Below are 23,974 nucleotides of genomic sequence, written 5' to 3'. Positions count from 1 at the left end.
GGTCGGGCAGGCGCCTCCGCGGCCGCCCCCGACACGACGGAGGATTTTTCAGATGAGCTACAAGAATTTCACCATCGAGACCGACGAGGACGGTTTCGCCCTGATCACCTGGGACATGCCGGGAAAGTCGATGAACGTCATCGACCTGTCCGTGATGGAAGAACTCGACGCCCTGGTCGACCGGGTCGCCGGTGACGATGCCATCAAGGGCGCCGTGATCACCTCCGGCAAGTCCGCCTTTTCGGGAGGGGCCGACCTGACCATGCTGGAAGGCCTCCTGAAGGACTTCCATGGCAAACGGGGCGATGATGCAGAAGCCGCCGCAAAGGCGCTGTTCGACGGGTCCCGCAAGCTGTCGCAGATCTACCGCAAGCTGGAAACCTGCGGCAAACCCTTCGTTGCCGCCGTTGCCGGCACCTGCATGGGCGGCGGCACCGAGCTGGCACTTGCGTGCCACGGCCGTGTGGTCGACGAAGGCCTCAAGATGGGTCTGCCGGAAGTGAAGGTGGGTTTGTTTCCGGGCGCCGGCGGCACCCAGCGGATCATGCGCATGACCGATGGCCAGCAGGGCATGCAATTCCTGCTTCAGGGCCGGACCCTGCGGGCACCGCAAGCCAAGCAGATGAAGCTGGTGGACGAAATTGCAGGCACCCGCAAGCTTGTGGCAAGCGCCAAGAAGATGCTGAAAGCCGGTCTCGACCCGGTCAAGGACTGGGACAAGAAGGGTTACAAATTGCCGGGCGGCAAGGTCTATTCCCCTGCCGGGTTCCAATTCTGGCCCGCTGCCAATGCGATCTACCGCCGCGAGACCCACGACAATTATCCCGGTGCCCGTTACCTGCTGCATTCGGTCGTCGAGGGCCTGCAACTGCCGATGGATCTCGCCCTTCAGGTCGAAAGCCGCTATTTCGCCAAGGTGCTGCAGACCCCGGAAGCGGCCAACATGATCCGCTCGCTGTTCGTCTCCATGCAGGAGCTGAACAAGCTGGCACGGCGCCCCGTCGACCAGCGCCCGAACAAGATCAGGAAAATCGGCATTCTGGGTGCCGGTTTCATGGGCGCAGGCATCGCCTACGTCACGGCGCAGGCCGGCATCGACGTCGTTCTGATCGACCGGGACCAGGAGGCGGCCGACAAGGGCAAGGCCCATTCCGAAGAGCTGATCACCAAGGCCGTCAAGCGTGGCCGCGCCAGTGAAGAGCAGAAGGAAAAGCTGCTCTCGAAAATCAACGCGACCGCCGACTATGACGCGCTTGCCGATTGCGATCTGGTGATCGAGGCCGTGTTCGAGGATCGCGAGATCAAGAAGACGGTGACGGAAAAAGCCGAGGCCGTGATGAAATCGCGCGCGATCTTCGCCTCCAACACCTCGACACTGCCGATCACGTCGCTCGCCCAGGCCTCCAAACGCCCGAAGAACTTCATCGGCATTCACTTCTTCTCGCCGGTCGACAAGATGATGCTGGTGGAGGTGATCCTCGGCAAGCGCACGTCCGACAGGGCGCTCGCCATGGCGCTCGATTACATCAAGGCGATCAGGAAGACCCCGATCGTCGTCAACGACAGCCGCGGCTTCTACACGTCCCGCGTCGTGATGACCTATATCCGCGAGGGCCTGATGATGCTGGCCGACGGCGTGCCGGCGGCGATGATCGAAAACGCGGGCAGAATGGCCGGCATGCCGGTCGGACCGCTCTCGCTTGGCGACGAAGTCGCCCTGGACCTGGCGTGGAAGATCGTCTCGGCGACCCGCAAGGATCTCGGTGTCAAATACGTGGAAGGACCGCTCGACAACATCCTTGAGGAAATGGTTGTCAAGCAGGAACGCTTCGGCCGCAAGAATGGCAAGGGGTTCTACGACTACAAAGGCAAGGACAAGAGCCTTTGGCCTGGCATTCCGGATGTGACCGGACAGCCAAAGCCGGCCGAAAGCTTCAACATCGAGGAACTGAAGCAGCGGCTTCTGGTGATGCAGGCGCTGGAAACCGTCCGCATCTTCGAGGAAAAATGCCTGACCGACGTCCGGGAAGCCGATGTCGGGTCGATCCTCGGTTTCGGCTTTGCCCCCTATACCGGTGGCACGCTCAGCTATATCGACATGATGGGCACGCCGGCCTTCATGGAGCTGTGCCGGAAGTTCACCCGCAAATGGGGCCCGCGCTTCAAGCCCAACAAGCTGCTCCGGGACATGGCGAAGGAAAACGCGTCTTTCTACGGCAAATTCCCGCCAAAGGCGGATGACGCTGCAAGGGACGCCGCCTGAGTTTGCCGACAGTGTTGCCTCCTGATGGAGGCAACACTCGTACAATTACCTATCTTTCCGGGTTTCTTGTTAGCAATTTACGACAAAACTTGATCCCGGCTGACTTGTCTTGCAAAGTTTCAAAAAATAATTGTGCACGGTCTGGCTGGAGACAGGAATGCCGCTTGAAGGCGAGTGGGCGCGATCGGATGTATTCCGTGTGTTGCGCGACATTTGTCCAAACGCTGATTTGGACTGGCTGGCCATGGCGCGCATGTACAATTTCGATCTCGACAGCCTCGACGACCCACAGGGAACTGTTCCCGTCACCGCCTGGCACGCCGTCTTCGAGCATGTGGCCGAGGCACTCGGTGACGACGCAGCCATGTTCGACCTGTTCAACACCGTCGATATCGGCTGTTTTTCCATATTCGATTACCTGTTCGCCTGCGCCCCTTCCCTGAGAGAGGCCTGCCAGGCCTGGGTCAGGTTCTCCTCCATCCGCACCAACGCCTACCAGATCATCTTCGAAGAAGACGCGAGCGGCGGCTATGTCGAATGGCCGGTCCTGGAGGGCCGTGGCCAATGGCGCCAGAACATGTTCGCTCGGATCGGCTGGGCGTCGCAGCAGCTTGAGCATGCCCTGGCCATGAAGGTGCCGCCGATCACGATCGAACTGGCGACCGCGCCGCCCACGTGCACCTCGAACTTCCAGAGAAAGTATCAGAGCCGCCTCAAGTTCGGGATGCCGCACAACCGCATCGGGATTCCGATCGGGCTGCTGTCCCGGCCCCTGTACCGAAATGATGCCCACCTTTACGAGATCATCCTGAAAGCGGCGAACGAGGAACTCGACCGGTTCGGACAGAACGAGCAGCCCCTCTCCAGAATTGCCAACGAAGTGACTTCGAACCTTGCCAACGGCGCCTGCACACTGCCGCAGATCGCCTCGAAGCTCGGCATGTCGCAGCGCGCGGTGCAGCGTCTGCTGGAGAAGGAAGGCACGAGTTTCAGGAAACTCAGCGAGGAAATTCGCCGCTCCGTTGCAGAAAGATACCTGCGTGGAACGGATATACCGATGAAGGAAATCGCCTATTTGCTGGGGTTCTCCGAATTGAGCACGTTCTCGCGCGCCGTGAAGACATGGTTTGGCGTTTCGCCGAAAAAAGTGCGCGACCGGTCCTCCTACGCCGACTGCGGAACCGGTGAACCCGCAGCATCCAAAGAGACCGAGGCACAAGTCACGAAGTGACAATCGTGTCCGAAGACCGTGTGCCGGCAAGCCGGCGGCTCCGCTGCGCATTGCAATTGCAGCCGATCGCTCCTAATTGTCAGCGTGACGCAATACACATTTTCAGGAGCAACGCATGTCCGACACCGGCCTGAGCCGATTTTTGGGAGGCTCTCCCGCCCAGGTGGTGCTGCGGCTCGTGTTCCTGTCGTTTGTCGTGGGGATCATCCTGGCGGCGCTCAACCTGGATCCGCTCGATCTGGTGCACATGGCGGTCGATTTTGTCGAACGCCTGTGGAACATGGGCTTTCATGCCCTCGGCCGGCTTGGCAATTATCTCGTCATCGGTGCGATCGTGGTGCTGCCGATCTGGCTGATCATGCGTCTTCTGGCGATGGGGCGTCAGCGGTAGACCTGGATTGCCGACGGACCGCAGCTGCAACCAGATCGCGAAATTAAGATCCCGTTAACCATTCTTAAGAGATACTGAACGCACCCTTTCCCACCTGCATTGGGCTGGCAATGTCCGTTTCCTCTCTCCTGAACTCGGCAAATTTCCAAAAATTCCCTTTTCGCTCCGGACAGGAAAACTTCAGTCTTTCCAATAAGCTGTCAACAGCCGTGACTCTCATCACGACCATAGGCTCTGACACAGAAGACGCCGCGCAATCACTTTTCGACAGCTACAAGGAATCCGTCGAACTCACCAGCAGCCTGGCCAGGTCGGTCGAGAACAACCAGGATTCGATGCGCAGCCAGAAGATCTCCCAGATCAAGCAACGTATTGAACAGCTCAAGGAGATGCTTCGCTTCGCATCTCCCGAACAGGCGGAGCGGCTGCTCAAGGAACTCAAACAGATCTCCAAGGAGTTCAAATCCGCTGCCCAGGGCCTTGCGAAGGCCGGCAGTGCGCTGGCTGCGGGAAGCTCCGTCTCGACAATAGCGGCAAGCGCCACCGGACATGTAGACACTGCCACAGCGAGCGCCGGCGCAGTCGTCAATCCAGCGGCGGCAGTTGCAGAAACGACCGCAGCGACCGCTTCGACCGGGGCTCCCGTCACAACAACCGGACCCCTGCCGGCAAACACACCGTCAGAGGAAGAGGGCGGGGCCGCCCAAACTTCCAGTGAGACCATACCTGGCGAACAAGACGCCCAGGATGAAAACGCCGGCTGGCAGGCGGACCTGACAGCCGCGATTCAAACCTATGCGGATCGCCAGGAAGAAGCGGACAAGGCCCATCAGTCCGGGCAGGTTGAGACTTTGAAAGCCCAGCGCGAAGAGTTGAGAAAAATAGCGCGGGACATAAAGATGTTGGCTGACCAGCTGGAGAGACTTGCCGAAGACGATGATGAGGACGCGCACAAGGCACTCAAGGATGTCCGTGGCAACATGACAGCAGGTGACAGGGCACTGAACGACCCTGAACTGGAACGCGCCCTTGAAACCGGCACCCCGATGTCCGAGCCGGCATCGCCGGCGGCTTACTCCGGCCCCGGGATCGGGATCGACGTCTCCACCGGCGGCATAACGACCGTCCTTTCGGAGGTGATTGTCTAAAGGCCGGGTCACGCCTTTGCCGAAAGACCTCACCCCGCCAATGGCTCACTCAGCCCGGCACCGGGTGCGGAAAAGGAATCCTACCCTGTCCCTTTGACTTCTCCGCAGAGACGGCGCTGGCACTTCGATGCAGCGTCAGGTGTCGATCTGCGAGTTCATCGATATCCGTTGAATAGCCACCACCCAGCACACCTGCCAACGGCACATCCGCTGCCAAAACCGTCTCGATCACGAAGCGGTCGCGCAAGCGCAGCCCTTCGCGCGTCAGCGCGAGACGACCCAGCCGGTCACGCTCATAGGGATCAACTCCTGCGTTATAGACGACAAGGTCCCAGGGCCGTTGTTTCAGCAGCGCCGGGAGGATCTCCGCGAGCTTTTGCAGATAGACCACGTCTCCGGTCGCGTCAGGCAGGCCCATATCAAGATGCGACGGGATCTTGCGGACCGGATAATTCTTCTGCGAGTGCATCGAAAACGTGAAGATGTCCGGATCTCCCTGGAAAATATCGGCGGTGCCGTCGCCCTGATGCACATCGAGATCGACGATCAGCGCCTTGCCGATGGCCCCGTCCGCCTGCATCACCCGGAGCGCGACCGCGACGTCGTTGAACACGCAGAAGCCCGCACCATGCGCCCTCCGGGCATGGTGGCTGCCGCCGGCCGTGTTGCAGGCAATCCCGTGTTCGAGCGCCAGATAGCAGGTCAGAACCGTGCCGCCGGTCGCGCAGCGGGCACGTAGCGCAATATCCTCGCGCATCGGAAACCCGATTTCCCGGACAATCTTTTCAGGGATGGTTCCGTTGAACACCTGGTCCACATAAGCAGAATCATGCGCAAGGGCGACCCATTCGAAGGGGGCGGGCCGCGGCCGGTAAAAGCTGCCGCCGTTCAGCAGGCCCTCCGCGCGGATCAGGTCCGCGACCGCCCGGAACTTGTCCATCGGAAACCGGTGGTTGGCGGGCAGATCGGCGCAATAGGCCGGATGATGGACGATGGCCAGGCTCATGGGAAGGAATATAGGAGACCTGCGAGCCTGCACCATCCTTTTCAGCAATCGCCTTTCCACCCGGCGCAGGCGCCGGTGTATAAGGGGTATGCGGCAAAAAAGATTGACGTGAGCACCAAGCTGGACAAGAAGATCGGTCACTCACCAAAAGCCGGCCCGGTTGGAAGCCTCCAGTCTCATCCCAAGGACGCGGCCTTCATCGCCCGATCCCCGCACCAAATCGTCCACACGGCCCCGTCATGTCCCAGCGCCCTGCCATCACCGCCCCTGACAACCTGGCCTTCGCCGTCACACACCGGTCCGTCCTGGCCATTGCCGTTCCCATGACCCTTGCCTATCTGTCGACGCCCCTGCTGGGTGTCGTCGACATGGCGGTTATCGGCCGGCTCGGCGATGCGGCGCTGCTCGGCGGGATCGCCCTTGGCGGGATTATCTTCGATCTCGTCTTCACCTCGTTCAATTTTCTGCGCTCCGGCACCACAGGGCTGACCGCCCAGGCAGTTGGTGGCCGCGACGAGGTGGCGATCAGGGCAGCGTTGTTGCACGCATTGGTCATCGCCCTTGGCGGCGGGTTGCTTGTGATCGCCTGCCAGGTACCCCTTCTGCAAGCCGGTCTCTGGTTTCTGGGCGGCGGTCCGGAGGTTCAGTCGGCCACGACGCGGTATTTTGACGTGCGCGTTTACAGCGCGCCGTTTCTGCTGGCCAACTATGCGATCCTGGGCTGGTTCATCGGTCTTGGAAGAGCGGGCACCGGTCTTGCCTTGCAGCTCTTTTTGAACGGGCTCAACATCGTTCTCAGCATCGCGTTCGTGATTGTTCTGGACTGGAGCGTGGAAGGTGCCGCCCTGGCCACGGTGATCAGCGAGATCGCGGCCGCGCTTCTGGGCGGGATGCTCGTGCTGTACTGCGCCAGGGGAGGCTCCTGGCCAGGTCTGGCTGTCATCCTCGAGCGAAAACTGCTGCTGCGGTTGATGGTCCTCAACCGCGATATCATGATCCGGTCCTTTATCCTTCTCTACGCCTTTGCCTTTTTCATTGCCCGATCCGCGGACCAGAGCGACATCATGCTGGCATCGAACGCGCTGCTGGAGAAGTTCGTCATGGTGTCCGCCTTCTTTCTGGACGGCCTTGCGACCGCAGCGGAACAACTCGCAGGGCGGGCCGTGGGTGCACGCTATCGTCCGGCCTTCGACCGGACCTTGAAATTGACTGCGCTGTGGAGCTTTTCATTGGCCGGCATCCTCGCTGTTGCCTTCTGGATGTTCGGTCCGGCCGTGATCGCATTCATGACGACCGCGCCCGAAGTTCGCCACGAAGCGGAAACATATCTTGTCTGGGCGGCGCTCGCACCTCTTTGCGGTGTGCTTGCCTTCCAGATGGACGGCATCTTCATCGGGGCCACATGGTCATCGACCATGCGCAACATGATGCTGCTGTCACTCGCCATATACCTGGCGGCCTACTACAGCCTTTTTCCGGTCCTGGGCAACCACGGCCTCTGGCTTGCCTTCCTGCTGTTTTTCGGAATACGCGGTCTCACTCTGCTGGCCGCCTGTCCGCGGCGGACCGCCGAGACCTTCGCTTGACCGGCTATGCCGTTTCCGATGCCCAGGCCTCGACAGTGCTGTCGCGAGCCTCGCGCAGGGATGTCAGGCCGTGCGCATCCAGCTTCGCGCCCAGGCCGGTCAGGATCTCGCTGACGAGCGCCGGCCCCTTGAACACCAGAGCGGAGTAAAGCTGCACCAGATCCGCTCCCGCCGTGAACTTGGTCCAGGCCGTGTCCGCACTGTCGATACCCCCGACGCCGATGATCGGCAGGTCCGGGCCCGCAAGTTTGCGGGCTTTGGCAAGGACGATAGTCGATTTCCGGAACAGGGGCCGGCCTGACAGGCCACCGGCCTCGAATGTCTCTCCGCTTGTCCCCAGTGCCTCACGGCTGACGGTCGTGTTCGAGACGATCAGCCCGTCGACATTCTTCAGGAGGACCTCCTCGACGATGTCCTCGAGATCCGCATCAGTCACATCCGGAGCGATCTTGAGCAGAACAGGCACGTGGCGCCCGTGGTGGCGTGTGCACGTGTCCCGTGCCGAGATCACCCCGGTCAGGAGTTCGGCCAGGGCGGAACGCGCCTGCAGATCGCGCAAGCCCGGCGTGTTGGGCGAGGAAATGTTCACCGTGAAATAGGATGCGGTGTCCGCGAAGGCGTGAATGCCGGCGACATAATCCGCATTCCGGTCGTCGGCGTCCTTGTTGGCACCCACATTGATCCCGACTATGCCGTCGAAACCCTTGCGCCGGTCCAGGCGCGCGCGCAGGGCCGCATGGCCCTCACTGTTGAAACCGAACCGGTTGATGACGCCCTGATGCGCGCTCAGCCGAAAGACGCGCGGCCGCGGATTTCCGGGTTGCGGCATCGGCGTGACGGAACCGATTTCGGTAAAGCCGAACCCCAGATTCAGCAACGCGTCAGGCACTTCGCCGTCCTTGTCGAAACCGGCGGCCATGCCGAGCGGATTGGGAAAGTCCAGATCCCAGAGCCTGACGTTGAGACGAGGATCTGCAAGAGGGCGTCGGGCAGGCAGCACCCCGGATTTCAACGCCAGGATGGTCATCCGATGCGCCGTTTCCGCGTCCAGACAGTGCAGTCCCTTCAAAGCGGTGGTTTCGAGCCAGGCCAGTGTCATCGATCGATCTCCGGGAAAGTGTGCGTGCCGTCGGGCGCAAGTGGCAGCTCCCGGACCCAGAGCGCCGCTGCGGGGGCAAGTTTACCGTAAAGGTGCGGAAACAGGGCACCGCCACGGGAGGGCTCCCACTTCAGCGCCTCCCCGAGACTTTCCGCGTCGAATGCCGCCAGCAGCAGGTCGGATTGTCCGGCAAAGTGTTTCGACGCGGTTTCGCGTGCCTGTTCGGCCGTGGAAAAGTGTATGAACCCATCCGCAAGATCGACCGGGGCACCCGGGAAAACCCCGTGATCGACAGCCGTCTGCCAAAGTGACCGCGGTACAATCTTGAATATCAATGTCATCTGCTCGTCCCGGTCCCTGCTGATCCTGATATTGATCCTGATACTGATCCTGGCCGCGACGCCGCGCGCCGGCCGGCCGGTGCGGACACTACTCATCAGGGATCGCAGGAACAAGCCTGCGGCTGTCCCAGGCACGGCTTTGACAGCACTTTCGCCCCGGAAATCCTCCCGGCCGGGAGAACCCGGCAGGCCGCCCGCAACGGGATCGGGCGCGCAGTCGGGGACAAGCGCAATTCGGCATGCGCCGGACACTCGGCATTTGCCTCCGGAGCGCTTATTATCCGGACATCCGGAAAATGCGAGTGACGCGGAAATGAAACTTCGGCCGCTCTTGGTCCCTGCCCTTGTTCTGACCGCCAGCGGCGGTCTGGTCGGCTGGCTGTTGCTTGCCGATCCTCCCGAACCGGTTCGGGACCAGACGCCTGCGCCGGCCGGCACACTGGCCGCATTGCCGGCGCAAGCCGATGGGAGCGGCGTTCCCGCGGGCGACACACCGGGTCCTGTCGGCGCTCCCCTGCCCGATGATATCCGCAACGTGTCGCCGGACGGCGTGTCGGCGCCCATTGTGGACGGCAGCCTGAAGCGCGTCGAACCGTCAAAACGCTATCAGGAACTCAAGGATCCGCCGGTCGAGCCAATTCCCGACGGGCCGCTCGAACTGGTGCGCGTACAGGTGCTGGACGGTGGCCGGATCCGCTCGGACCGTCTCACGGTCACACTCGCGCATATCAAGCCCCTGAAGGCGGACGAGACCTGCCTGTCCCGCCTGGGCGGCACCTGGCCCTGCGGCGCCCGCGCGCGAACATTCCTGCGCGGACTGGTGCGCCAGTTCAAGGTGACTTGCGACAAGATCGAGGAAACAGGTCCACAGCAGATCCTCGCCACGTGCAGCCGTGGCACATTCGACCTGGGAAGGCGTCTGGTCCGCTACGGCTGGGCGGATCCCGCCGAGACCGCACCGGCCGACATCGTGGAACTCGCCGCTATCGCCAGGGACAAGAAGATCGGCAAATGGCAGTCGGAATGGCTGACCGATCTGCCCGAGACCGCCTTGGACAGCGCGCCTGGCCCTCTCCCCGGACTTGAGGAACTGGAACCGGAGATCGTCGAGTGGAGCCTGAGAGCCGACCCGGCGGATTTCAGCGAGCAGCAGCCGGTCGGCGCCGGAACGGCTGTACCTGTCCGATAACCGGTGTTGCCCGGGCCGATACGCAACGTCATTCGTATTACTACGGACGCTTTGTGCAGGAGGTTATTAGGTCTTTTTTACAATATTTGTGAAATTTCCTCCTGACCTTTCATCCGCCATGCGAGTTCGAGCACTATGAGCGCCCCTGCCCAGAAAACACCTGCCCAGTCCGCCAATGTATCCAAATATCTTCAGTTCATGACCGGTTCCGGTGGCGGCACGGCTTCTGCGCAAAAAGCCTGGAAAATGCTGGAATCCTCCCTTCCCGGCATTCTTGACCGCTTCTACGAAGACCTGCTTGCTCAAGATGAGCTTCGCCAGAAGATGGGCAAGCACGAAAAGAACCCTTCTTCCTTGAAGAGCGCCCAAAGCAGCCATTGGAACTACATCTTCAACAATGACCCCGACCAGAAATTCGAGGATCAGGCTGCCCGTATCGGCCAGGCACACGTCCGTATCGGATTGAAAGCAGAATGGCTGATGACGGCCTTTGGCCGCATGCTCAACGACACACTGCCCCAACTGGTCAGGAAAAACAGGTTTTCACAACGCACATTGATCGAAGCCCTGCAAGCCGTTGTCACGCGTTTCTTCCTCGACATGATCCTGGCGCAACGTGCCTTCGAAGCCGAACAGCGCCGCCTGGAGAAGATCGGCGAGAGCAAATCCGCTGCCCTTGGCAACCTGCGGACAACTGCGGATACGATCTGCGGACTGAACGAGCTGGTCCTGGCCATGGCTCTGCTTTCCCGCAACACCCGGGAGGCAAATGAAAATGGTCAATCGATTTCCGCCGCTGCCGATGAGCTGGTGACATCAATCGGTCAGATTTCCGAAAACAGTGAAGGTGCCGCCCAAGAGGCTCAACAGACCAACACAGCCGCAAAAGACGGCATGTCGAGAATGTCCGCCGTGTCCCAGGCCATCGGGGACATATCGTCAACGTCCCGGGAAACCTCCCAGAGCCTCGCGGATCTCAGCGAAGCAGCTTCGCAGATCAGCGAATTTCTTTCTGTAATCCAGTCAATCGCCGATCAGACCAATCTGCTGGCACTCAATGCCACGATCGAGGCCGCGCGCGCAGGCGAGGCCGGCAAGGGCTTTGCCGTTGTGGCCTCGGAGGTCAAAACCCTTGCCTCGCAAACCGGAAAGGCAACCGAAGACATCGCACAGCGCATCGAGGCGCTGGCTTCCGGCATGGAGACCATCCAGAGCGCGATGAAGAGTTCCGAGGGTGCCATCAAGAATGGCGAAGAGGCAATCGGCTCCGCCAACGAGATCATGCGGTCAATCGACGGCATGGTCGGCGCGGTCTCGGAGAGGGTTTCCCAGATCACCGACATCCTGCATCAGCAAAAGGAGGCCAGCCACGAAATCGCCCGGAACGTGTCCAAGGTTGCCGCGTCCAACCAGAACACAGACAATCAGCTGCGGAACATGCAGCAAAGCCTGACGACCAGCAACGACCAGCTCAGTGAGGTTGCCGGGTCATTCCATGATGCCCAATCCGACAGGTCTGTGCTGGAAATGGCCCGGATCGACCATATGCTTTTCAAGAAACGGGTTGTGGACACCGTCACGGGTCACGACGAATGGTCGTCTTCGGAAATGCCGGATCATCTGGGGTGCCGTCTGGGCAAGTGGTATGATGGCATCAAGAACGCGAAGATCAGATCTCACCACACATTCAGGAACCTCGAAAAACCGCACAGGGCCGTGCACGATGCCGGGCATCGTGCTCTGAGCGCAGCGGAACAGGGGCATTCCACCGACGCTTTCGAAGCGCTGGTCGATCTGGACAAGGCGAGCAAACAAGTTCTCAAGTGCCTGGAAGAACTGGGCGCCGCCATGGAGCATGACCTGAAGGGCGTCGAGGCAGCCACGTCACCAGACAGGCGCGCCGAAGCTTAGGCGGACCTCCAGACGGGCGACTGCCAGCACGGTTGCCGGCGTCTTTGAAGGTCGCCCGGATCAGCGGCACGCAGCAATGCCGCTGATCTGATGGTTTCGGCTCAGGCGGCCAGTTCGCCCGCGAGAGCCTTGCGGATCATCTCGCGGGTTTCCGCAACGCCGTACAGCGCCACGAAGGAGCCGAAGCGGGGCCCCTTCTCCTGGCCGAGCAGGAGCTGGTAGAGAGCGGAGAACCAGGCCACCGACACGCCCGGACCGCCATCGGGACCTTTCTTCGAAGGGTCCTGATAGCGCTCGATCGCACGGGCCACATCCAGAACCGCGTCCTGGATGGCAGCTCCGTCCGCATCGGCCGGCAAGGAAGCCAGTTTCTCATCAAGCTGCTGAAGCGCGGTCCGCTCGACCTCGTCCGGCGCCCGGAACGATTTCTTCGGTTTGACGAAGTCGTCGAAATACCGGATTGCGTAGCCGACCAGCGCATCGAGTTCCGGATGCGTTGCCGCGGTCACGCCCGGCGCATAGCGCGAGATGAAGGCCCACAGCACATCCTTGTTGTCCGCGTTGGAGGCGGACACGAGGTTCAGCAGCATCGCGAAAGGCACCGGCATGTCGATCTTCGGAATATTGCCCGAATGAATATGCCAGGCCGGGTTCTGCAGCTTCTGTTCGACCGGCATCTGCTGGTATTTCTGGACGAAGGTATAGTATTCGTCGACAGCCTTCGGAATGACGTCGAAATAGAGCTTCTTGGCCGTCTTCGGCTTCTGGTAGTTGTAGAGCGCGAGGCTTTCCGGCGAGGCATAGGTCAGCCACTCGTCGATGGACAGGCCATTGCCCTTGGACTTGGAGATCTTCTCGCCGTTTTCGTCCAGGAACAATTCATAGACGTAGTGTTCCGGAGCCTTGCCACCCAGGATGTTGCAGATCTTGTCGTAGATGGGCGCGTTGGTCATGTGGTCCTTGCCGAACATCTCGAAATCCACGTCGAGGGCTGCCCAGCGCATGCCGAAGTCCGGCTTCCACTGCAGCTTCACCTTGCCGCCGGTGACCGGGACCGTGATGTCCTCGCCGGTCTCGTCCTCGAAGGTGATCGTGCCGTCCTTGGCATTGACGTCCTTCATCGGCACGTAAAGCACGCGGCCCGACGTCGGCGAGAGCGGCAGGAACGGCGAATAGGTCGCCTGGCGTTCCGCCCCGAGCGTCGGCAGCATCACGTCCATGATCTTCCGGTATTTCTCGGTCGCCCTGAGCAGCACGTCGTCGAACTTGCCGGAGGCGTAATACTCGGTCGCGCTCGCGAACTCGTAGTCGAAGCCGAACGTGTCCAGGAACCGGCGCAGCATGGCGTTGTTGTGGGCCGCAAAGCTGTCATAGTCACCGCCGAACGGGTTCGGCACCGCGCTCAGCGGCATCTGCAGATAAGGCTCCAGCGCCGCGCGGTCCGGCACGTTTTCCGGGATCTTGCGCATGCCGTCCATGTCGTCGGAAAAGCACAGCAGACGGGTCGGGACCTTGTCTTCGGTCAGCAGGCGGAACGCCGTGCGCACCATGGTCGTGCGCAACACCTCGCCGAAGGTGCCGATATGCGGCAGGCCGGACGGCCCGTAGCCCGTTTCGAACAGGACCGGTTTTTCTGATCCCCTGTTTTCGATCCGTTTGACCAGTTTTCGCGCTTCTTCGAACGGCCAGGCTTTCGATTTCCGGGCCGCCTCGACAAATTCTTGCGAAAGGTCAAGCGGAGGCAGGGATTGTTCGGTCATGTTCTCGTGTCGTTTCGTAGCAAAAGAGTGGGTGAAAGACAGGTCCGGCCGGTTTTGGGGTAACCGCGCCTTATGCTGCGGCGCGACACTAGATCAACCGTCTATTTTGTGCAATCTCATCTGCGGTGTCCTCAATACCGGCCGCTCCCCGTTTTCCCGCCGACAGTCGGTCTCATGTTGCCAGTCCGTGACTTGAAGCTTTGTCGCCGACCCTATAAACGGAGCATTCAATTCGCCTTTGAACAGGCGCCACTGGAGAATGAATAGTGTCTAGCAACGAGCCAATCAGCGTTCAGGAAGCCCTTATCTACGTGATGGTCATCGTTTCCGCGTCGGACAACGAGATGACCGACAAGGAACTGGCCACCATCGGCGACATGATCAAGATGCTGCCGATCTTCGACGGCTATGACGCCAGCCGGCTCATTCCGGCCGCGCAACGCTGCGGCGATATCCTGCAGGAAGACGACGGCCTTCGCCTGGTTCTGGAACTGGTCGGCGACTTGCTACCGGCGAAGCTCTATGACACCGCTTACGCCCTGGCGGTGGAAGTGGCCGCGGCCGACCTGCATGTGGAAAAGGAAGAGCTGCGTATCCTGCAATTGCTGCGCGACCGGTTCACCCTCGACAAGCTGACCGTGGCGGCCATCGAACGCGGCGCCATCGCAAGGCACCGGACGGACTGAGGCGTCCCTCGGCCCGGCATCTTGCCGCCCATGCGGCCGTTCCGTGCCTCTTGAATGCACAATTGCGGAGATCGCTCAAATTGGAGCGATTTTGTTTTCCACTCGCTAAAACGCCGTGACCTAATACCCTAGGGGTAAGGGAGACTGGCGCTGCGTCACTGCCGCTCTCCCGGCAGGACGCAAGCAAGGTGGAACCGGATGTCAGTCAGTCGCACGTTCGAAAATGAGGCCAGTGTCCGCTACCCGCTGCGGCGTTACCGTCAGCGGGTCGGTTACGGGCGGCTCGATGCGCGCGGCATGCGCCGCGTCTACCGACGGGCCGAGCCGAAGCCGGTCAACTGGGGCCAGCGCATGATGATCGCCTTTGCCGGCTACCTGTGCGGGCTGGCCGCGGATTCGCTGGTGATGTTCGCCGAACACCATTTCCATCTGGCCAAGGACCGCGATCCGGATCTGTTCGCCCTTGTTCTGGGAACCGGTTTTGCCGGACACGCGATCTATCTGACCTTCGGCATTCTCGCGGTGACCCTGCTGACCGCCTTCAACCGGCGCAAATGGATCCTCTGGCTGCTGCTTGGCTTTGTCGGCGCCCTGTGGAGCATCTGACGGCGGCAGGCGCGCGGTCAATCGCAGTCAGTTGAGGCTGTGGATGGCGTCCGGCAGGTCCAGAGAGAAGGCCGGGATGACGACATCGAACCGGGATCCGTCGGGCCGCTCCATCGAATAGGCCCCGGCCATGATGCCGCTATCGGTCGAAAGCGGGCAGTGGGAGGAATATTCGTAGGTCTCGCCCGGCTCGATCACCGGCTGCTCGCCGACGACCCCTTCGCCGCTCACTTCCTCCTGGCGCCCCATCGCGTCGGTGATCTGCCAGAAGCGCGTCTTCAACTGGACCGGTTCGTCGCCGCCATTGTGGATTTCGACCATGTAGGCCCAGATGAACTCGCGATCTTCCGGCCGTGATTCATCGTCCATGTAAAACGGCTCGACCGAAACCTCGATCCCTTCTGTGATGGCGCTGTAACTGCCGGACACGATTATTCCTTTTGCGTTCAGGCTCCGCCACCGCGCGGACGGATCAACGATATCGGGCGGAAAATTCGCCGCCTCCTTCGCCGCGGGAGACACGTCCCGGATCCCGATGGGCCCTGGAGCCTTTCATTCAGGAGGCGCTTATAGGGCGAATGACACAAGCGTGAAAGAGGCTTGTGTGATCCGGCGCCGGATTTGCTTGTGATTTGCAGACGGATTTCGCATGTAGATGGCAGACTTCACATGAAAGACACGCCAACTGATGCTCGACGCACGCCTGCGGCCGCTGATCGACCCGCCGCTCAATCAGATGGGGCGCCTCCTGGCCCGCGCCGGTGTCGGCCCGAACACCGTCACCCTGACCGGATTTGCTCTCGGCATGGGCGCGGCATTCGCGATTGCCACCGGATACGTGCTGACCGGCCTGTTCCTGATCGCCCTCAACCGGCTCGCCGACGGCCTGGACGGCGCGGTTGCCCGGGCCACCCGCAAGACCGACCTGGGCGGTTTTCTCGACATCACCCTGGATTTCTTCTTCTACGGCGCCATCCCGCTGGCCTTCGCGATCCTGGACCCGCAAGCCAATGCGCTTGCCGCCGCGGCCCTGCTGGCCAGCTTCTATGCCAACGGCTCCGCCTTTCTCGCCTTTGCGATCATGGCGGAGAAAAACAGCCTTGCGACCGCCACCCAGGGCCAGAAGTCGCTCTATTACCTGGGCGGTCTCGCCGAGGGCACGGAGACCATCGCCCTGTTCCTCCTGATGGCGCTTTTGCCCGGCTGGTTCCCGGTGCTGGCCTGGGGTTTTGCCGCGGTCTGTCTGGTCTCGGCCGGTGCACGGGTGCTGATCGGGGTCAGGGCGCTTCATCCGGATTGAGGTTTGTTGTTTTTCAGTGTGGGGGATTGGTCAAGACTACACAGCTCTTCCTTATTCAAGACCCCCACCCCTAACCCCTCCCCACAAGGGGGAGGGGGACTTGCTCCGAGCCGATCGCCTTGGCTTTTCCAAGTTGACAGGTTGCGGTGCGGCGTAGTTTGGATCCTTGGCGCAGCGGGATTCCCCTCCCCCTTGTGGGGAGGGGTTAGGGGTGGGGGTTCGCCCTGAGAAAAACCGCTCCATCCACTCCTGATTGACGTTGTCCGAGAAGCTGCCCGAATTCACTGTGCCTCACACCGCCGCCAGCGCCTTCTCGACATCTTCCAGCAGATCCTGCGGGTCCTCCAGGCCGACCGACAGGCGCAAAATGCCGTCGGTGATCCCGAGTTCGTCGCGGGCCTCCTCGCCGATGGACTGGTGGGTCGTGGTCGCTGGATGGGTGATCAGGCTCTTGGCATCACCCAGATTGTTGGAGATGCGGATCAGGTCCAGTGCATTGGTGAAGCGGAACGCCGCCTCCTTGCCGCCATCGACCTCAAGGGCGATCATCGTCGAACCGGCACGCATCTGGCGCTTGACGACGTCGGCCTGCGGGTGGTCCTCCCGGCCTGGATAGATCAGCCGCGTGACCTTCGATTGTCCAGCCAGGAAATCGGCGATCGTGCCCGCTGTTTCGCTCTGGCGGGCAACGCGGACCGGCAGGGTTTCAAGTCCTTTCAGCAGCACCCAGGCGCTGAACGGGCTCATGTGCGGGCCGGTGTGCTTGATGAAGGGCATGACCTCGTCGACGATCCAGTCCTCGTCGGAAAGAACCACGCCCCCCAGGCACCGGCCCTGGCCGTCGATGTGCTTGGTGGCGGAATAGACCACCACGTCGGCGCCGAGCTGCAGAGGCGACTGGTAGAGCGGCGTGGCGAAAACATTGTCGACGATCAGCCGGGCACCGGCTTCCTTCGCGATCGCGGCCACGGCCGCGATGTCGATCACCTCCAGCGTCGGGTTGGTCGGGCTTTCCAGGAACAGCGCCTTCGTGTTCGGGCGCACCGCGGCTTTCCACTGGTCGATGTCGGTGCCGTCAACCAGCGTGCTTTCGACACCGAAACGCGGCAGCAGCGTCTCGCAGATATAGCGGCAGGAGCCGAACAGTGCCTTGGCGGCGATGACATGGTCGCCCGCCCTGACCGAGGCCATCAAAGCCAGGTTGACCGCGGCCATGCCGCTGGCGGTGCCGCGCGCGGCCTCGGCGCCTTCAAGCGCCTTGATGCGGTCCTCGAACATGGTCACGGTCGGGTTGGCATAGCGGGAATAGACATATCCCGGATCCTCGCCGTTGAAGCGCGCCTCCGCGGCTTCCGCGCTGTCATAGGTGAAGCCCTGTGTCAGATAGAGGGTCTCCGAGGTTTCACCAAAAGGCGAGCGCATGGTGCCGCCATGCACCAGGGTGGTCGCGGGACGCCAGCTCTTGTTTCCGGTCTTGGTGGTCTCAGTCATGTCACTCGTGCTCCAAACGCAAAAAACCCCAGCCTCAAGACCGGGGTTTGCACCTCCGGCCTATTTAGCAACTTGTTTAACGTGGCTGCAAGCCGGCCGGCCCAAATCACCACGAAGTGTGTTTTTCCTAAGGGATAACACGCCAGCGGTCAATCATCTTTGCCGAAAACACCTCAGGAGCCGCAATGCCTGTTGGCGCGGCGGGCCGCATCCGCTAAGCACGACGGGATGAATTGTTACGGGATATCTCGATGAATGTGACAGCGGATCAGGACCTCGGCGGCAGCGCAACCCTTTCCGAGCAGGGCATCCTGCCGGAGCGGATCATCCGGGCCATGTTCGCCGCCGGTGAAATCTCGTCCGGGACGGCTCCTGTCGACGGGCAGATCCAGCCAGCCAGCCTCGACCTGCGCCTCGGGAGCAGCGCCTTCCGGGTGCGCGCCAGTTTTCTGCCCGGGCCCGACATCAGGGTCGCCGACCGGCTGGAACAGCTCAAGCTGCACACGATCGATCTGAGCGAGGGTGCCGTCCTGGAAACGGGCTGCGTCTATATCGTGCCACTGCAGGAAGGTCTGGCGCTGGCCGCCGACATTTCAGCCACCGCCAATCCGAAGAGCTCCACGGGGCGGCTTGACGTCTTCACCCGGGTGATCACCGACAACGGTCTGGCCTTCGACACCATTCCGGCGGGCTATCGCGGCCCGCTCTATGCCGAAATCTCGCCCCTCACCTTCCCGATCCTGGTGCGCAACGGGTCGCGTCTCAGCCAGATCCGCTTCCGGCGCGGCCAGTCGCTGATCCCGGACGCGGCACTGGAGGCCATCCACGCCTCCGAGACGCTCATGAGCGGCGGCAACGAGCGCATCGGCGGCGGTGTGCAATTGTCCATCGACCTGGAAGGCACCGGCCCCGAAAGCCTGATCGGCTACCGCGCCAAGCACCATTCCGGCCTGATCGATGTCGACAAGGTCGGGGCGCAGCATCCGCTCGATTTCTGGGAGCCCATCTACAGGCGCGAACGCGCGGAACTGATCCTCGACCCGAATGCGTTCTATATTCTGGTCAGCCAGGAAGCCGTGCATGTGCCGCCGACCTATGCTGCAGAAATGGTGCCGTTCGATCCGCTGGTAGGTGAATTCCGGGTGCATTACGCCGGGTTCTTCGATCCCGGCTTCGGCCATGCAGGCGCCGGCGGTGTCGGCTCGCGGGCGGTGCTGGAAGTGCGCTCCCACGACGTGCCCTTCATCGTCGAGCACGGCCAGACCATCGGCCGTCTCGTCTATGAGCATATGGCGGAACGGCCCGAACGGCTCTACGGCGAGGGCATCGGCTCCAACTACCAGGGCCAGGCACTGAAGCTGTCCAAGCATTTCCGGTCTCCTGCCTGACAGCCCATGGCCTTCAAGACTATTACCCGCGAGTACGAAGGCTTCCTGGAGGACCGGAAATCCCGCTTCCTGGCGCATCTGGTGCCGGTCGACCTGTTTGACCGCCGGCTGGAGGAACTGCGCAAGCAGCACAAAAAAGCCAATCACATTGTCACCGCGCACCGGCGCCTTCAGGACGACGGCCGGGTGGCGGAAAGCGGCAAGGACGACGGCGAACCGGCAGGGACCTCGGGCATGCCGGTGCTGCGGGTGCTGCAGGGCGCGGAACTGATCAATTGCGCCGTTCTGATCGTGCGCTATTTCGGCGGCACCAAACTGGGCGGCGGCGGCCTCGCCCGCGCCTATTCAGGCGCTGCCCAGGACGCCATCGGCCATGCGGAGCTGGTGATCTTCAGGAAGATCCTGCGCAAACAGGTGAGCACCGGGTTCGCGTCCGGTTCGGAGCTGGAACGGCAGGTCGAGGCACTCGGCCTGAGCGTGATCGCGCGGGACTTTACTGCAGATGGCGTGACCCTGACGGTCGAGGGACCGGAGGACGCGCTGGCGCAGCTTTGAAACCGGGACGCACCTGTCTTGCGGGCTGCGGCCGTTGATGTCGCGGACCTTCTCCCACGACAGCCTTCGGCAAACTGGCGGATGGGCATGAACTGGACGTCCGGATCGGCCGCGCTATCTGTTCGGGCGACGCTGCCGCACTGGCTTCAATCAGCACGCCAGCCGATCCCGGAGACAGGCATGACCTTAAAGACATTGATGACCGCGCTGATCCTCGGATCGGCCCTCGCCGCCTGCCAGACAGCGGGCCCGACCGGGCAGCCCGGAGAACCCCCGACCGATCAGCGCCGCGGCGGCTATTAAGTTGCCTCAACCGGGATGTAGCTTCACGTGCCCTCTTTGCGCACCTCGGAGCGCAATGCCTTAAGTTCGTCCTTCAGCGCCCTGACTTCTTCCAGAATTAGACCGGTGTCGTCGTGGATCGCCTGGCGGTTGGCGTCGGCCTCGGCGTCATGCTCTTCCTGCATGGCCGAAACGATGATCCCGATGAAGAGGTTCAGCACCGTGAACGCCGTACACAGGATGAAAGGCACGAAGAACAGCCACGAATACGGATAGGCTTCCATGACCGGGCGCACGATGCCCATGGACCAGCTTTCCAGGGTCATGATCTGGAACAGGGTGTAGAGCGAGGCGCCGAGGTTGCCGAACCAGTCCGGAAATGTCTCGCCGTACAGCTTGGTCGCCATGACAGCGAAGACATAAAAGACCAACGCCATCAGAACGACGATCGAGCCCATGCCCGGCAGGGCGGAGATCAGCCCGCCGATGACCCGCCGCAGGGACGGCACCACCGAAATCAGGCGCAGCACCCGCAGGATCCGCAAGGAGCGCAGGACGGACAGGTTGCCGGTCGCCGGCATCAGCGAAATCGCGACGATGGCAAAGTCGAACACGCTCCACGGGTCCCTGAAGAACCGCGGGCCATGGGCGAACAGCCGAAGGGTCAGCTCGATCACGAAGATGCCGAGGATGGTCCGGTCGATCAGCAACAGCAGCCCACCCATGCTGTTCATGACCGCAGGGCTCGTTTCCAGCCCGAGCGTGACTGCGTTCACCATGATGATGGCAATGATCGCGATTTCCCAGTTGCGCGATGTCACCAGCGCCCTGATCCTGTTTCGCATCCTGTCCACCTGCCGTTCCATTGTTGTTGCAAGGCACCTGCTGGCGCAGGCGGGAACATGGCTATTTTGATGCCGCAGTGCAAGATCGGTACGTGGGAAAAGCCGGGAACACGGATCCATGCCCGCTTGACAGCCCGCATGACTGGGCGCAGAAAGCTTGGCAGGCGATTTCGCGGGTGTAGCTCAATGGTAGAGCAGAAGCTTCCCAAGCTTAAGACGAGGGTTCGATTCCCTTCACCCGCTCCAAAGATTGTTGAATAACCCTCTCAAAACGTTTTCAGGCCGCGCGGGGCATGGTGACAATCCGCGCTGGCGTAAGATAGTCTTTGCCCGACTGTCGCAGGCTCATCGGGCCGGGCGCCCTCCAGGACTGCTTTCAGGATTGCAGCGTGTTCAACGGACAGCCTCTTTTCCAGACCTACCACTCGGCAGCCGCCAGGATCCTGACCGCTTTGACCTGCCTTGTGGCAATCGCGACACCGGCCCTCGCCCAGCAGCCCGATGTCCGTGTTCCCAATTTCTGGGATCCGAAAGCGGTGCATGACCGGCCAAGTGCCATTCCGGACAAGATCCAGTTTCTGGCGACCGACGACTATCCGCCGTTCGTGTTCCGCGATCCGCAGGGGCGGCTGACCGGGTTCAACGTGGATCTGGCCCGGGCCCTGTGCCAGGAGCTCGGCAGTTCCTGCGCGCTGCGCATCAAGGATTTCGACGTGCTGCTGCCGGCTCTCGACGAAGAGGAAGGCGATGCCATCATTTCAGGCCTTTCCCGCAGCCGGAGCGCCACGCGGCGGCTCAATTTCACCGAGGACTATCTGAAACTGCCGGCCCGGTTCATCGTGCCGGCGCAGGCCGCCGCCGACTTCGACGAGCAGGCGCTTGCCGGCCTGTCGGTTGCCGTGGAAACCGGCTCGCGCTACGAGGCTTTTGCGCGGCGGTTCTGGCCGGAAGCTGAGATCACCCCTTTCGAAACGGTGCGCGAAGCGCGTGAGGCCGTCAAATCGGGCGCGGCGGACGCGCATTTCGGCGACGGGCTGAGCCTGTCCTTCTGGCTGCCCGGCCAAGCCGCCGACGGTTGCTGCGCCTTTGCCGGCGGGCCCTGGCTGGAACCGGGCTATTTCGACGAGGGGCTCGCGATTGCCACCCGCGCGAGCGACCCGGAACGGGCCGCCGCCCTCTCCTATGCCCTGCGCCAGCTCTACCAGAAGGGCATCTACCGCGAACTCTACCTGCGCTACTTCCCGCTGAGTTTCTACTGATCCTTGCCGCCGTTGCGGCGTCCCGGGATGTTCAGGAAAGGGATCGCCAGGCTGAAGGGGAAGGAATGGGCCCGGGGGGTGAGTGACGGGCCGAGGCCGATCTCCATACCCTGCTGGCCCTTTTCCGGGTCCTCGGTGTAGGTGCCGAACAGCCGGTCCCAGACGGACAGATAAAAACCGTAGTTGGAATCCGTCTCGCGGTGGATGACGGAATGGTGGATCCGGTGCATGTCCGGTGTCACGATCGTGAACCGAAGCAGCCGGTCGAGCCGCAACGGCAACCTGATGTTGGCATGGCTGAACACCGCCGACGCGTTGAGCACGATCTCGAAGATCAGCACCGCCTCGACCGGGCCGCCCAGGGCCACGATCACCGCCCCCTTCCAGACAAAGGACAATAGGATCTCGACCGGGTGAAACCGCAAGGCCGTGGTCGCGTCGACCTCGCTGTCGGCGTGATGAACCCGGTGAATGCGCCAGAACAGCGGCACCTTGTGGGACGCCAGATGCTGGAACCAGACCGCCAGATCCAGCAGCAGGAACGTGATCAGCCCCGCGACCAGCCCTGGCCATATGCGGGACGTGTCTCCCGTCCAACCGGCGAGAGCGAACAGGCCCCAGCCGTTGTCCACCGCCAGCAGTGCCAGGCCGACACCGCCGATCGGGAAGATCAGACGGACCAGCAGCGAGTCCAGCAGGATCAGGCCCCAGTTGGTCGGCCAGCGCTTCAGGCGACCGTTGCGCAGTTCGCGACGCGGCAGTCCGGCCTCGAGCAGAGCCATAAGCAGGAAAATGCCAGCGAAACTGGCCATGCGCAGCAGGTTGATGTCGATCTGTTCAAACATTTGGTCTTTTCAGCCTTTCGAACCGAACCGGCTTGCCAGCTCAGGTACAGCTCTATAGGTCGGGATGATAGCCTTTTCCGATCCTCCTGCCGCTGCGACAGATCACACCACCATGAGCACCTTTCTCCGGACCACTGCCGACCTGGGCCCCGATACCGCGCCCCAAACCACTTCCGAGACGGCGCCTGCGGCGACGCTGTTGCTGGCCCACGGGGCCGGCGCACCGATGGATTCCCCGTTCATGAACAGGCTGGCGGCCGCGCTGAGCAAAAACAACATCGCCGTCGCCCGGTTCGAATTCGCCTATATGGCGGGCCGGCGCAGCGGCGGGTCGAAGAGGCCGCCTCCCCGCGCCGACAAGCTTGTCAGTGAATTCCAGAAAGCCCTGCAGACCCTGATGGGCGAGACCGAGGGCCCGCTTCTTGTCGGCGGCAAGTCCATGGGCGGCCGGGTCGCCGCCATGCTGGCCGGCGGCAGCTCCCTGCCCGGGCGTGTCAAGGGCGTTTGCTGCTTCGGCTATCCGTTTCATCCGGACGGCAAGCCGGAGGCGGAGTGGCGGCTGGCACCGTTGCAGGACGCAAAACGCCCGGTGCTGATCCTGCAGGGCGACCGGGACCCTTTCGGGTCACGGGCGGAGCTGGAAGCGGTCACCATGGCGGACCATGTCCGGCTGGCCTGGCTGGAGGACGGCAACCATGACTTCGGCCCGCGCGGCAAGTCCCCGGCCACGCTCGACGGCAATATCACCGCGGCGGCCGAAGCTGCGGCGGTATTCGCCACGGAGCTTTGACA

The 23,974-nt window shown here is 62.0% G+C and carries 23 protein-coding genes, 1 tRNA gene and 1 riboswitch; of the genes, 16 read left to right on the top strand and 8 right to left on the bottom strand.

Annotation, left to right across the window (positions count from 1 at the left end; genetic code table 11):
• Nucleotides 1-52: 52 nt before the first annotated feature.
• The 4 genes from WNZ15_RS18505 to WNZ15_RS18490 all read left to right on the top strand — a co-directional run bounded on the left by WNZ15_RS18505 (nt 53) and on the right by WNZ15_RS18490 (nt 5,033).
• The gene (locus WNZ15_RS18505; protein WP_342894494.1) at nt 53-2,263 is read left to right on the top strand and encodes a 3-hydroxyacyl-CoA dehydrogenase NAD-binding domain-containing protein; all 2,211 of its coding nucleotides are present in this window, start codon (nt 53-55) and stop codon (nt 2,261-2,263) included.
• Nucleotides 2,264-2,507: 244 nt separating this feature from the next.
• A complete protein-coding gene (locus WNZ15_RS18500) occupies nt 2,508-3,494 on the top strand; it encodes a helix-turn-helix domain-containing protein (protein ID WP_342894493.1) in 987 nt (328 codons plus the stop codon).
• A 115-nt stretch (nt 3,495-3,609) separates the two neighbouring features.
• Complete coding sequence (locus tag WNZ15_RS18495; protein ID WP_342894492.1) at nt 3,610-3,885, top strand: DUF6460 domain-containing protein; 276 nt, start codon at nt 3,610-3,612, stop codon at nt 3,883-3,885.
• A gap of 110 nt (nt 3,886-3,995) precedes the next feature.
• On the top strand, nt 3,996-5,033 hold the full coding sequence (locus WNZ15_RS18490; protein WP_342894491.1) for a hypothetical protein: 1,038 nt from the start codon (nt 3,996-3,998) through the stop codon (nt 5,031-5,033).
• A 49-nt stretch (nt 5,034-5,082) separates the two neighbouring features.
• Here WNZ15_RS18490 and WNZ15_RS18485 read toward each other — a convergent pair whose 3' ends face one another.
• Nucleotides 5,083-6,039 (bottom strand): histone deacetylase, encoded by a 957-nt coding sequence (locus WNZ15_RS18485; RefSeq protein WP_342894490.1) that lies wholly within the window; start codon nt 6,037-6,039, stop codon nt 5,083-5,085.
• A gap of 239 nt (nt 6,040-6,278) precedes the next feature.
• Here WNZ15_RS18485 and WNZ15_RS18480 point away from each other — a divergent pair, with 239 nt between their 5' ends.
• Nucleotides 6,279-7,625 carry an MATE family efflux transporter gene (locus WNZ15_RS18480; protein ID WP_342894489.1) on the top strand — a complete coding sequence of 449 codons (1,347 nt, stop codon included), beginning with the start codon at nt 6,279-6,281 and terminating at the stop codon, nt 7,623-7,625.
• Between the two features lie 4 nt (nt 7,626-7,629).
• Here the strand turns inward: WNZ15_RS18480 and WNZ15_RS18475 are convergent, their stop codons facing one another.
• Together WNZ15_RS18475 and WNZ15_RS18470 are read right to left on the bottom strand one after the other, a co-directional pair.
• Nucleotides 7,630-8,724, bottom strand: coding sequence for a quinone-dependent dihydroorotate dehydrogenase (locus tag WNZ15_RS18475; protein WP_342894488.1), 1,095 nt, complete (start codon nt 8,722-8,724; stop codon nt 7,630-7,632).
• On the bottom strand, nt 8,721-9,065 hold the full coding sequence (locus tag WNZ15_RS18470; RefSeq protein ID WP_342894691.1) for a DUF952 domain-containing protein: 345 nt from the start codon (nt 9,063-9,065) through the stop codon (nt 8,721-8,723). The genes WNZ15_RS18475 and WNZ15_RS18470 overlap by 4 nt, the downstream gene beginning before the upstream one ends.
• 313 nt (nt 9,066-9,378) lie before the next feature.
• On the opposite strand from WNZ15_RS18470, the gene WNZ15_RS18465 reads away from it, so the two are divergent.
• Nucleotides 9,379-10,254: a thermonuclease family protein gene (locus WNZ15_RS18465; protein WP_342894487.1), complete on the top strand. Its 876-nt coding sequence runs from the start codon at nt 9,379-9,381 to the stop codon at nt 10,252-10,254.
• Between the two features lie 135 nt (nt 10,255-10,389).
• Nucleotides 10,390-12,165: a methyl-accepting chemotaxis protein gene (locus WNZ15_RS18460; RefSeq protein ID WP_342894486.1), complete on the top strand. Its 1,776-nt coding sequence runs from the start codon at nt 10,390-10,392 to the stop codon at nt 12,163-12,165.
• Between the two features lie 101 nt (nt 12,166-12,266).
• Here WNZ15_RS18460 and WNZ15_RS18455 read toward each other — a convergent pair whose 3' ends face one another.
• Entirely contained in the window at nt 12,267-13,925 is a 1,659-nt protein-coding gene (locus tag WNZ15_RS18455) for a lysine--tRNA ligase (RefSeq protein WP_342894485.1), read from the bottom strand.
• A gap of 314 nt (nt 13,926-14,239) precedes the next feature.
• Between WNZ15_RS18455 and WNZ15_RS18450 the strand changes: the two genes are divergently transcribed.
• Entirely contained in the window at nt 14,240-14,611 is a 372-nt protein-coding gene (locus WNZ15_RS18450) for a tellurite resistance TerB family protein (protein ID WP_342894690.1), read from the top strand.
• A 198-nt stretch (nt 14,612-14,809) separates the two neighbouring features.
• Nucleotides 14,810-15,217, top strand: coding sequence for a hypothetical protein (locus WNZ15_RS18445; protein ID WP_342894484.1), 408 nt, complete (start codon nt 14,810-14,812; stop codon nt 15,215-15,217).
• Between the two features lie 27 nt (nt 15,218-15,244).
• Here WNZ15_RS18445 and apaG read toward each other — a convergent pair whose 3' ends face one another.
• Nucleotides 15,245-15,646 carry a Co2+/Mg2+ efflux protein ApaG gene (apaG, locus tag WNZ15_RS18440; RefSeq protein ID WP_342894483.1) on the bottom strand — a complete coding sequence of 134 codons (402 nt, stop codon included), beginning with the start codon at nt 15,644-15,646 and terminating at the stop codon, nt 15,245-15,247.
• Nucleotides 15,647-15,905: 259 nt separating this feature from the next.
• On the opposite strand from apaG, the gene WNZ15_RS18435 reads away from it, so the two are divergent.
• Nucleotides 15,906-16,517, top strand: a complete 612-nt coding sequence (locus WNZ15_RS18435; protein WP_342894482.1) for a CDP-alcohol phosphatidyltransferase family protein — start codon at nt 15,906-15,908, stop codon at nt 16,515-16,517.
• Nucleotides 16,518-16,808: 291 nt separating this feature from the next.
• Here WNZ15_RS18435 and WNZ15_RS18430 read toward each other — a convergent pair whose 3' ends face one another.
• Nucleotides 16,809-18,008: an O-succinylhomoserine sulfhydrylase gene (locus tag WNZ15_RS18430; RefSeq protein WP_342894481.1), complete on the bottom strand. Its 1,200-nt coding sequence runs from the start codon at nt 18,006-18,008 to the stop codon at nt 16,809-16,811.
• Between the two features lie 43 nt (nt 18,009-18,051).
• Nucleotides 18,052-18,131: riboswitch (SAM riboswitch) on the bottom strand.
• A gap of 128 nt (nt 18,132-18,259) precedes the next feature.
• On the opposite strand from WNZ15_RS18430, the gene WNZ15_RS18425 reads away from it, so the two are divergent.
• The 3 genes from WNZ15_RS18425 to WNZ15_RS18415 all read left to right on the top strand — a co-directional run bounded on the left by WNZ15_RS18425 (nt 18,260) and on the right by WNZ15_RS18415 (nt 20,254).
• Nucleotides 18,260-19,396 (top strand): 2'-deoxycytidine 5'-triphosphate deaminase, encoded by a 1,137-nt coding sequence (locus WNZ15_RS18425; RefSeq protein ID WP_342894480.1) that lies wholly within the window; start codon nt 18,260-18,262, stop codon nt 19,394-19,396.
• Nucleotides 19,397-19,402: 6 nt separating this feature from the next.
• Nucleotides 19,403-19,951, top strand: a complete 549-nt coding sequence (locus tag WNZ15_RS18420) for a YigZ family protein (RefSeq protein ID WP_342894479.1) — start codon at nt 19,403-19,405, stop codon at nt 19,949-19,951.
• A 180-nt stretch (nt 19,952-20,131) separates the two neighbouring features.
• The gene (locus WNZ15_RS18415) at nt 20,132-20,254 is read left to right on the top strand and encodes a hypothetical protein (RefSeq protein WP_342894478.1); all 123 of its coding nucleotides are present in this window, start codon (nt 20,132-20,134) and stop codon (nt 20,252-20,254) included.
• A gap of 23 nt (nt 20,255-20,277) precedes the next feature.
• On the opposite strand, the gene WNZ15_RS18410 is transcribed toward WNZ15_RS18415, so the two are convergent.
• Nucleotides 20,278-21,078, bottom strand: coding sequence for an ion transporter (locus WNZ15_RS18410; RefSeq protein WP_342894477.1), 801 nt, complete (start codon nt 21,076-21,078; stop codon nt 20,278-20,280).
• 172 nt (nt 21,079-21,250) lie between these two features.
• Between WNZ15_RS18410 and WNZ15_RS18405 the strand changes: the two genes are divergently transcribed.
• Both WNZ15_RS18405 and WNZ15_RS18400 read left to right on the top strand, forming a co-directional pair.
• Nucleotides 21,251-21,324, top strand: a tRNA-Gly gene (locus tag WNZ15_RS18405).
• Between the two features lie 143 nt (nt 21,325-21,467).
• Nucleotides 21,468-22,337, top strand: coding sequence for a transporter substrate-binding domain-containing protein (locus WNZ15_RS18400; RefSeq protein WP_342894476.1), 870 nt, complete (start codon nt 21,468-21,470; stop codon nt 22,335-22,337).
• On the opposite strand, the gene WNZ15_RS18395 is transcribed toward WNZ15_RS18400, so the two are convergent.
• Nucleotides 22,331-23,182, bottom strand: a complete 852-nt coding sequence (locus WNZ15_RS18395) for a sterol desaturase family protein (protein ID WP_342894475.1) — start codon at nt 23,180-23,182, stop codon at nt 22,331-22,333. The genes WNZ15_RS18400 and WNZ15_RS18395 overlap by 7 nt on opposite strands.
• 112 nt (nt 23,183-23,294) lie before the next feature.
• Here WNZ15_RS18395 and WNZ15_RS18390 point away from each other — a divergent pair, with 112 nt between their 5' ends.
• Complete coding sequence (locus WNZ15_RS18390) at nt 23,295-23,972, top strand: alpha/beta family hydrolase (protein WP_342894474.1); 678 nt, start codon at nt 23,295-23,297, stop codon at nt 23,970-23,972.
• The last annotated feature ends 2 nt before the right edge of the window (nt 23,973-23,974 follow it).

It is taken from the genome of Roseibium sp. AS2, from assembly GCF_038900065.1.
Classification (GTDB): domain Bacteria; phylum Pseudomonadota; class Alphaproteobacteria; order Rhizobiales; family Stappiaceae; genus Roseibium.
This window is presented reverse-complemented; position numbering and strand designations above follow the sequence as displayed.

Bases quoted from the DNA above. Each gene is read 5' to 3' on its own strand.
- WNZ15_RS18495 (WP_342894492.1), top strand. From the start codon at position 3,610: ATGTCCGACACCGGCCTGAGCCGATTTTTGGGAGGCTCTCCCGCCCAG.
- WNZ15_RS18460 (WP_342894486.1), top strand. From the start codon at position 10,390: ATGAGCGCCCCTGCCCAGAAAACACCTGCCCAGTCCGCCAATGTATCC.
- WNZ15_RS18435 (WP_342894482.1), top strand. From the start codon at position 15,906: ATGCTCGACGCACGCCTGCGGCCGCTGATCGACCCGCCGCTCAATCAG.
- WNZ15_RS18505 (WP_342894494.1), top strand. From the start codon at position 53: ATGAGCTACAAGAATTTCACCATCGAGACCGACGAGGACGGTTTCGCC.
- WNZ15_RS18470 (WP_342894691.1), bottom strand. From the start codon at position 9,065: ATGACATTGATATTCAAGATTGTACCGCGGTCACTTTGGCAGACGGCT.
- WNZ15_RS18485 (WP_342894490.1), bottom strand. From the start codon at position 6,039: ATGAGCCTGGCCATCGTCCATCATCCGGCCTATTGCGCCGATCTGCCC.
- WNZ15_RS18395 (WP_342894475.1), bottom strand. From the start codon at position 23,182: ATGTTTGAACAGATCGACATCAACCTGCTGCGCATGGCCAGTTTCGCT.
- WNZ15_RS18450 (WP_342894690.1), top strand. From the start codon at position 14,240: ATGGTCATCGTTTCCGCGTCGGACAACGAGATGACCGACAAGGAACTG.
- WNZ15_RS18415 (WP_342894478.1), top strand. From the start codon at position 20,132: ATGACCTTAAAGACATTGATGACCGCGCTGATCCTCGGATCGGCCCTC.
- WNZ15_RS18465 (WP_342894487.1), top strand. From the start codon at position 9,379: ATGAAACTTCGGCCGCTCTTGGTCCCTGCCCTTGTTCTGACCGCCAGC.
- WNZ15_RS18445 (WP_342894484.1), top strand. From the start codon at position 14,810: ATGTCAGTCAGTCGCACGTTCGAAAATGAGGCCAGTGTCCGCTACCCG.
- WNZ15_RS18430 (WP_342894481.1), bottom strand. From the start codon at position 18,008: ATGACTGAGACCACCAAGACCGGAAACAAGAGCTGGCGTCCCGCGACC.
- WNZ15_RS18390 (WP_342894474.1), top strand. From the start codon at position 23,295: ATGAGCACCTTTCTCCGGACCACTGCCGACCTGGGCCCCGATACCGCG.
- WNZ15_RS18410 (WP_342894477.1), bottom strand. From the start codon at position 21,078: ATGCGAAACAGGATCAGGGCGCTGGTGACATCGCGCAACTGGGAAATC.
- WNZ15_RS18490 (WP_342894491.1), top strand. From the start codon at position 3,996: ATGTCCGTTTCCTCTCTCCTGAACTCGGCAAATTTCCAAAAATTCCCT.
- WNZ15_RS18420 (WP_342894479.1), top strand. From the start codon at position 19,403: ATGGCCTTCAAGACTATTACCCGCGAGTACGAAGGCTTCCTGGAGGAC.
- WNZ15_RS18425 (WP_342894480.1), top strand. From the start codon at position 18,260: ATGAATGTGACAGCGGATCAGGACCTCGGCGGCAGCGCAACCCTTTCC.
- WNZ15_RS18455 (WP_342894485.1), bottom strand. From the start codon at position 13,925: ATGACCGAACAATCCCTGCCTCCGCTTGACCTTTCGCAAGAATTTGTC.
- WNZ15_RS18500 (WP_342894493.1), top strand. From the start codon at position 2,508: ATGGCGCGCATGTACAATTTCGATCTCGACAGCCTCGACGACCCACAG.
- WNZ15_RS18480 (WP_342894489.1), top strand. From the start codon at position 6,279: ATGTCCCAGCGCCCTGCCATCACCGCCCCTGACAACCTGGCCTTCGCC.
- WNZ15_RS18475 (WP_342894488.1), bottom strand. From the start codon at position 8,724: ATGACACTGGCCTGGCTCGAAACCACCGCTTTGAAGGGACTGCACTGT.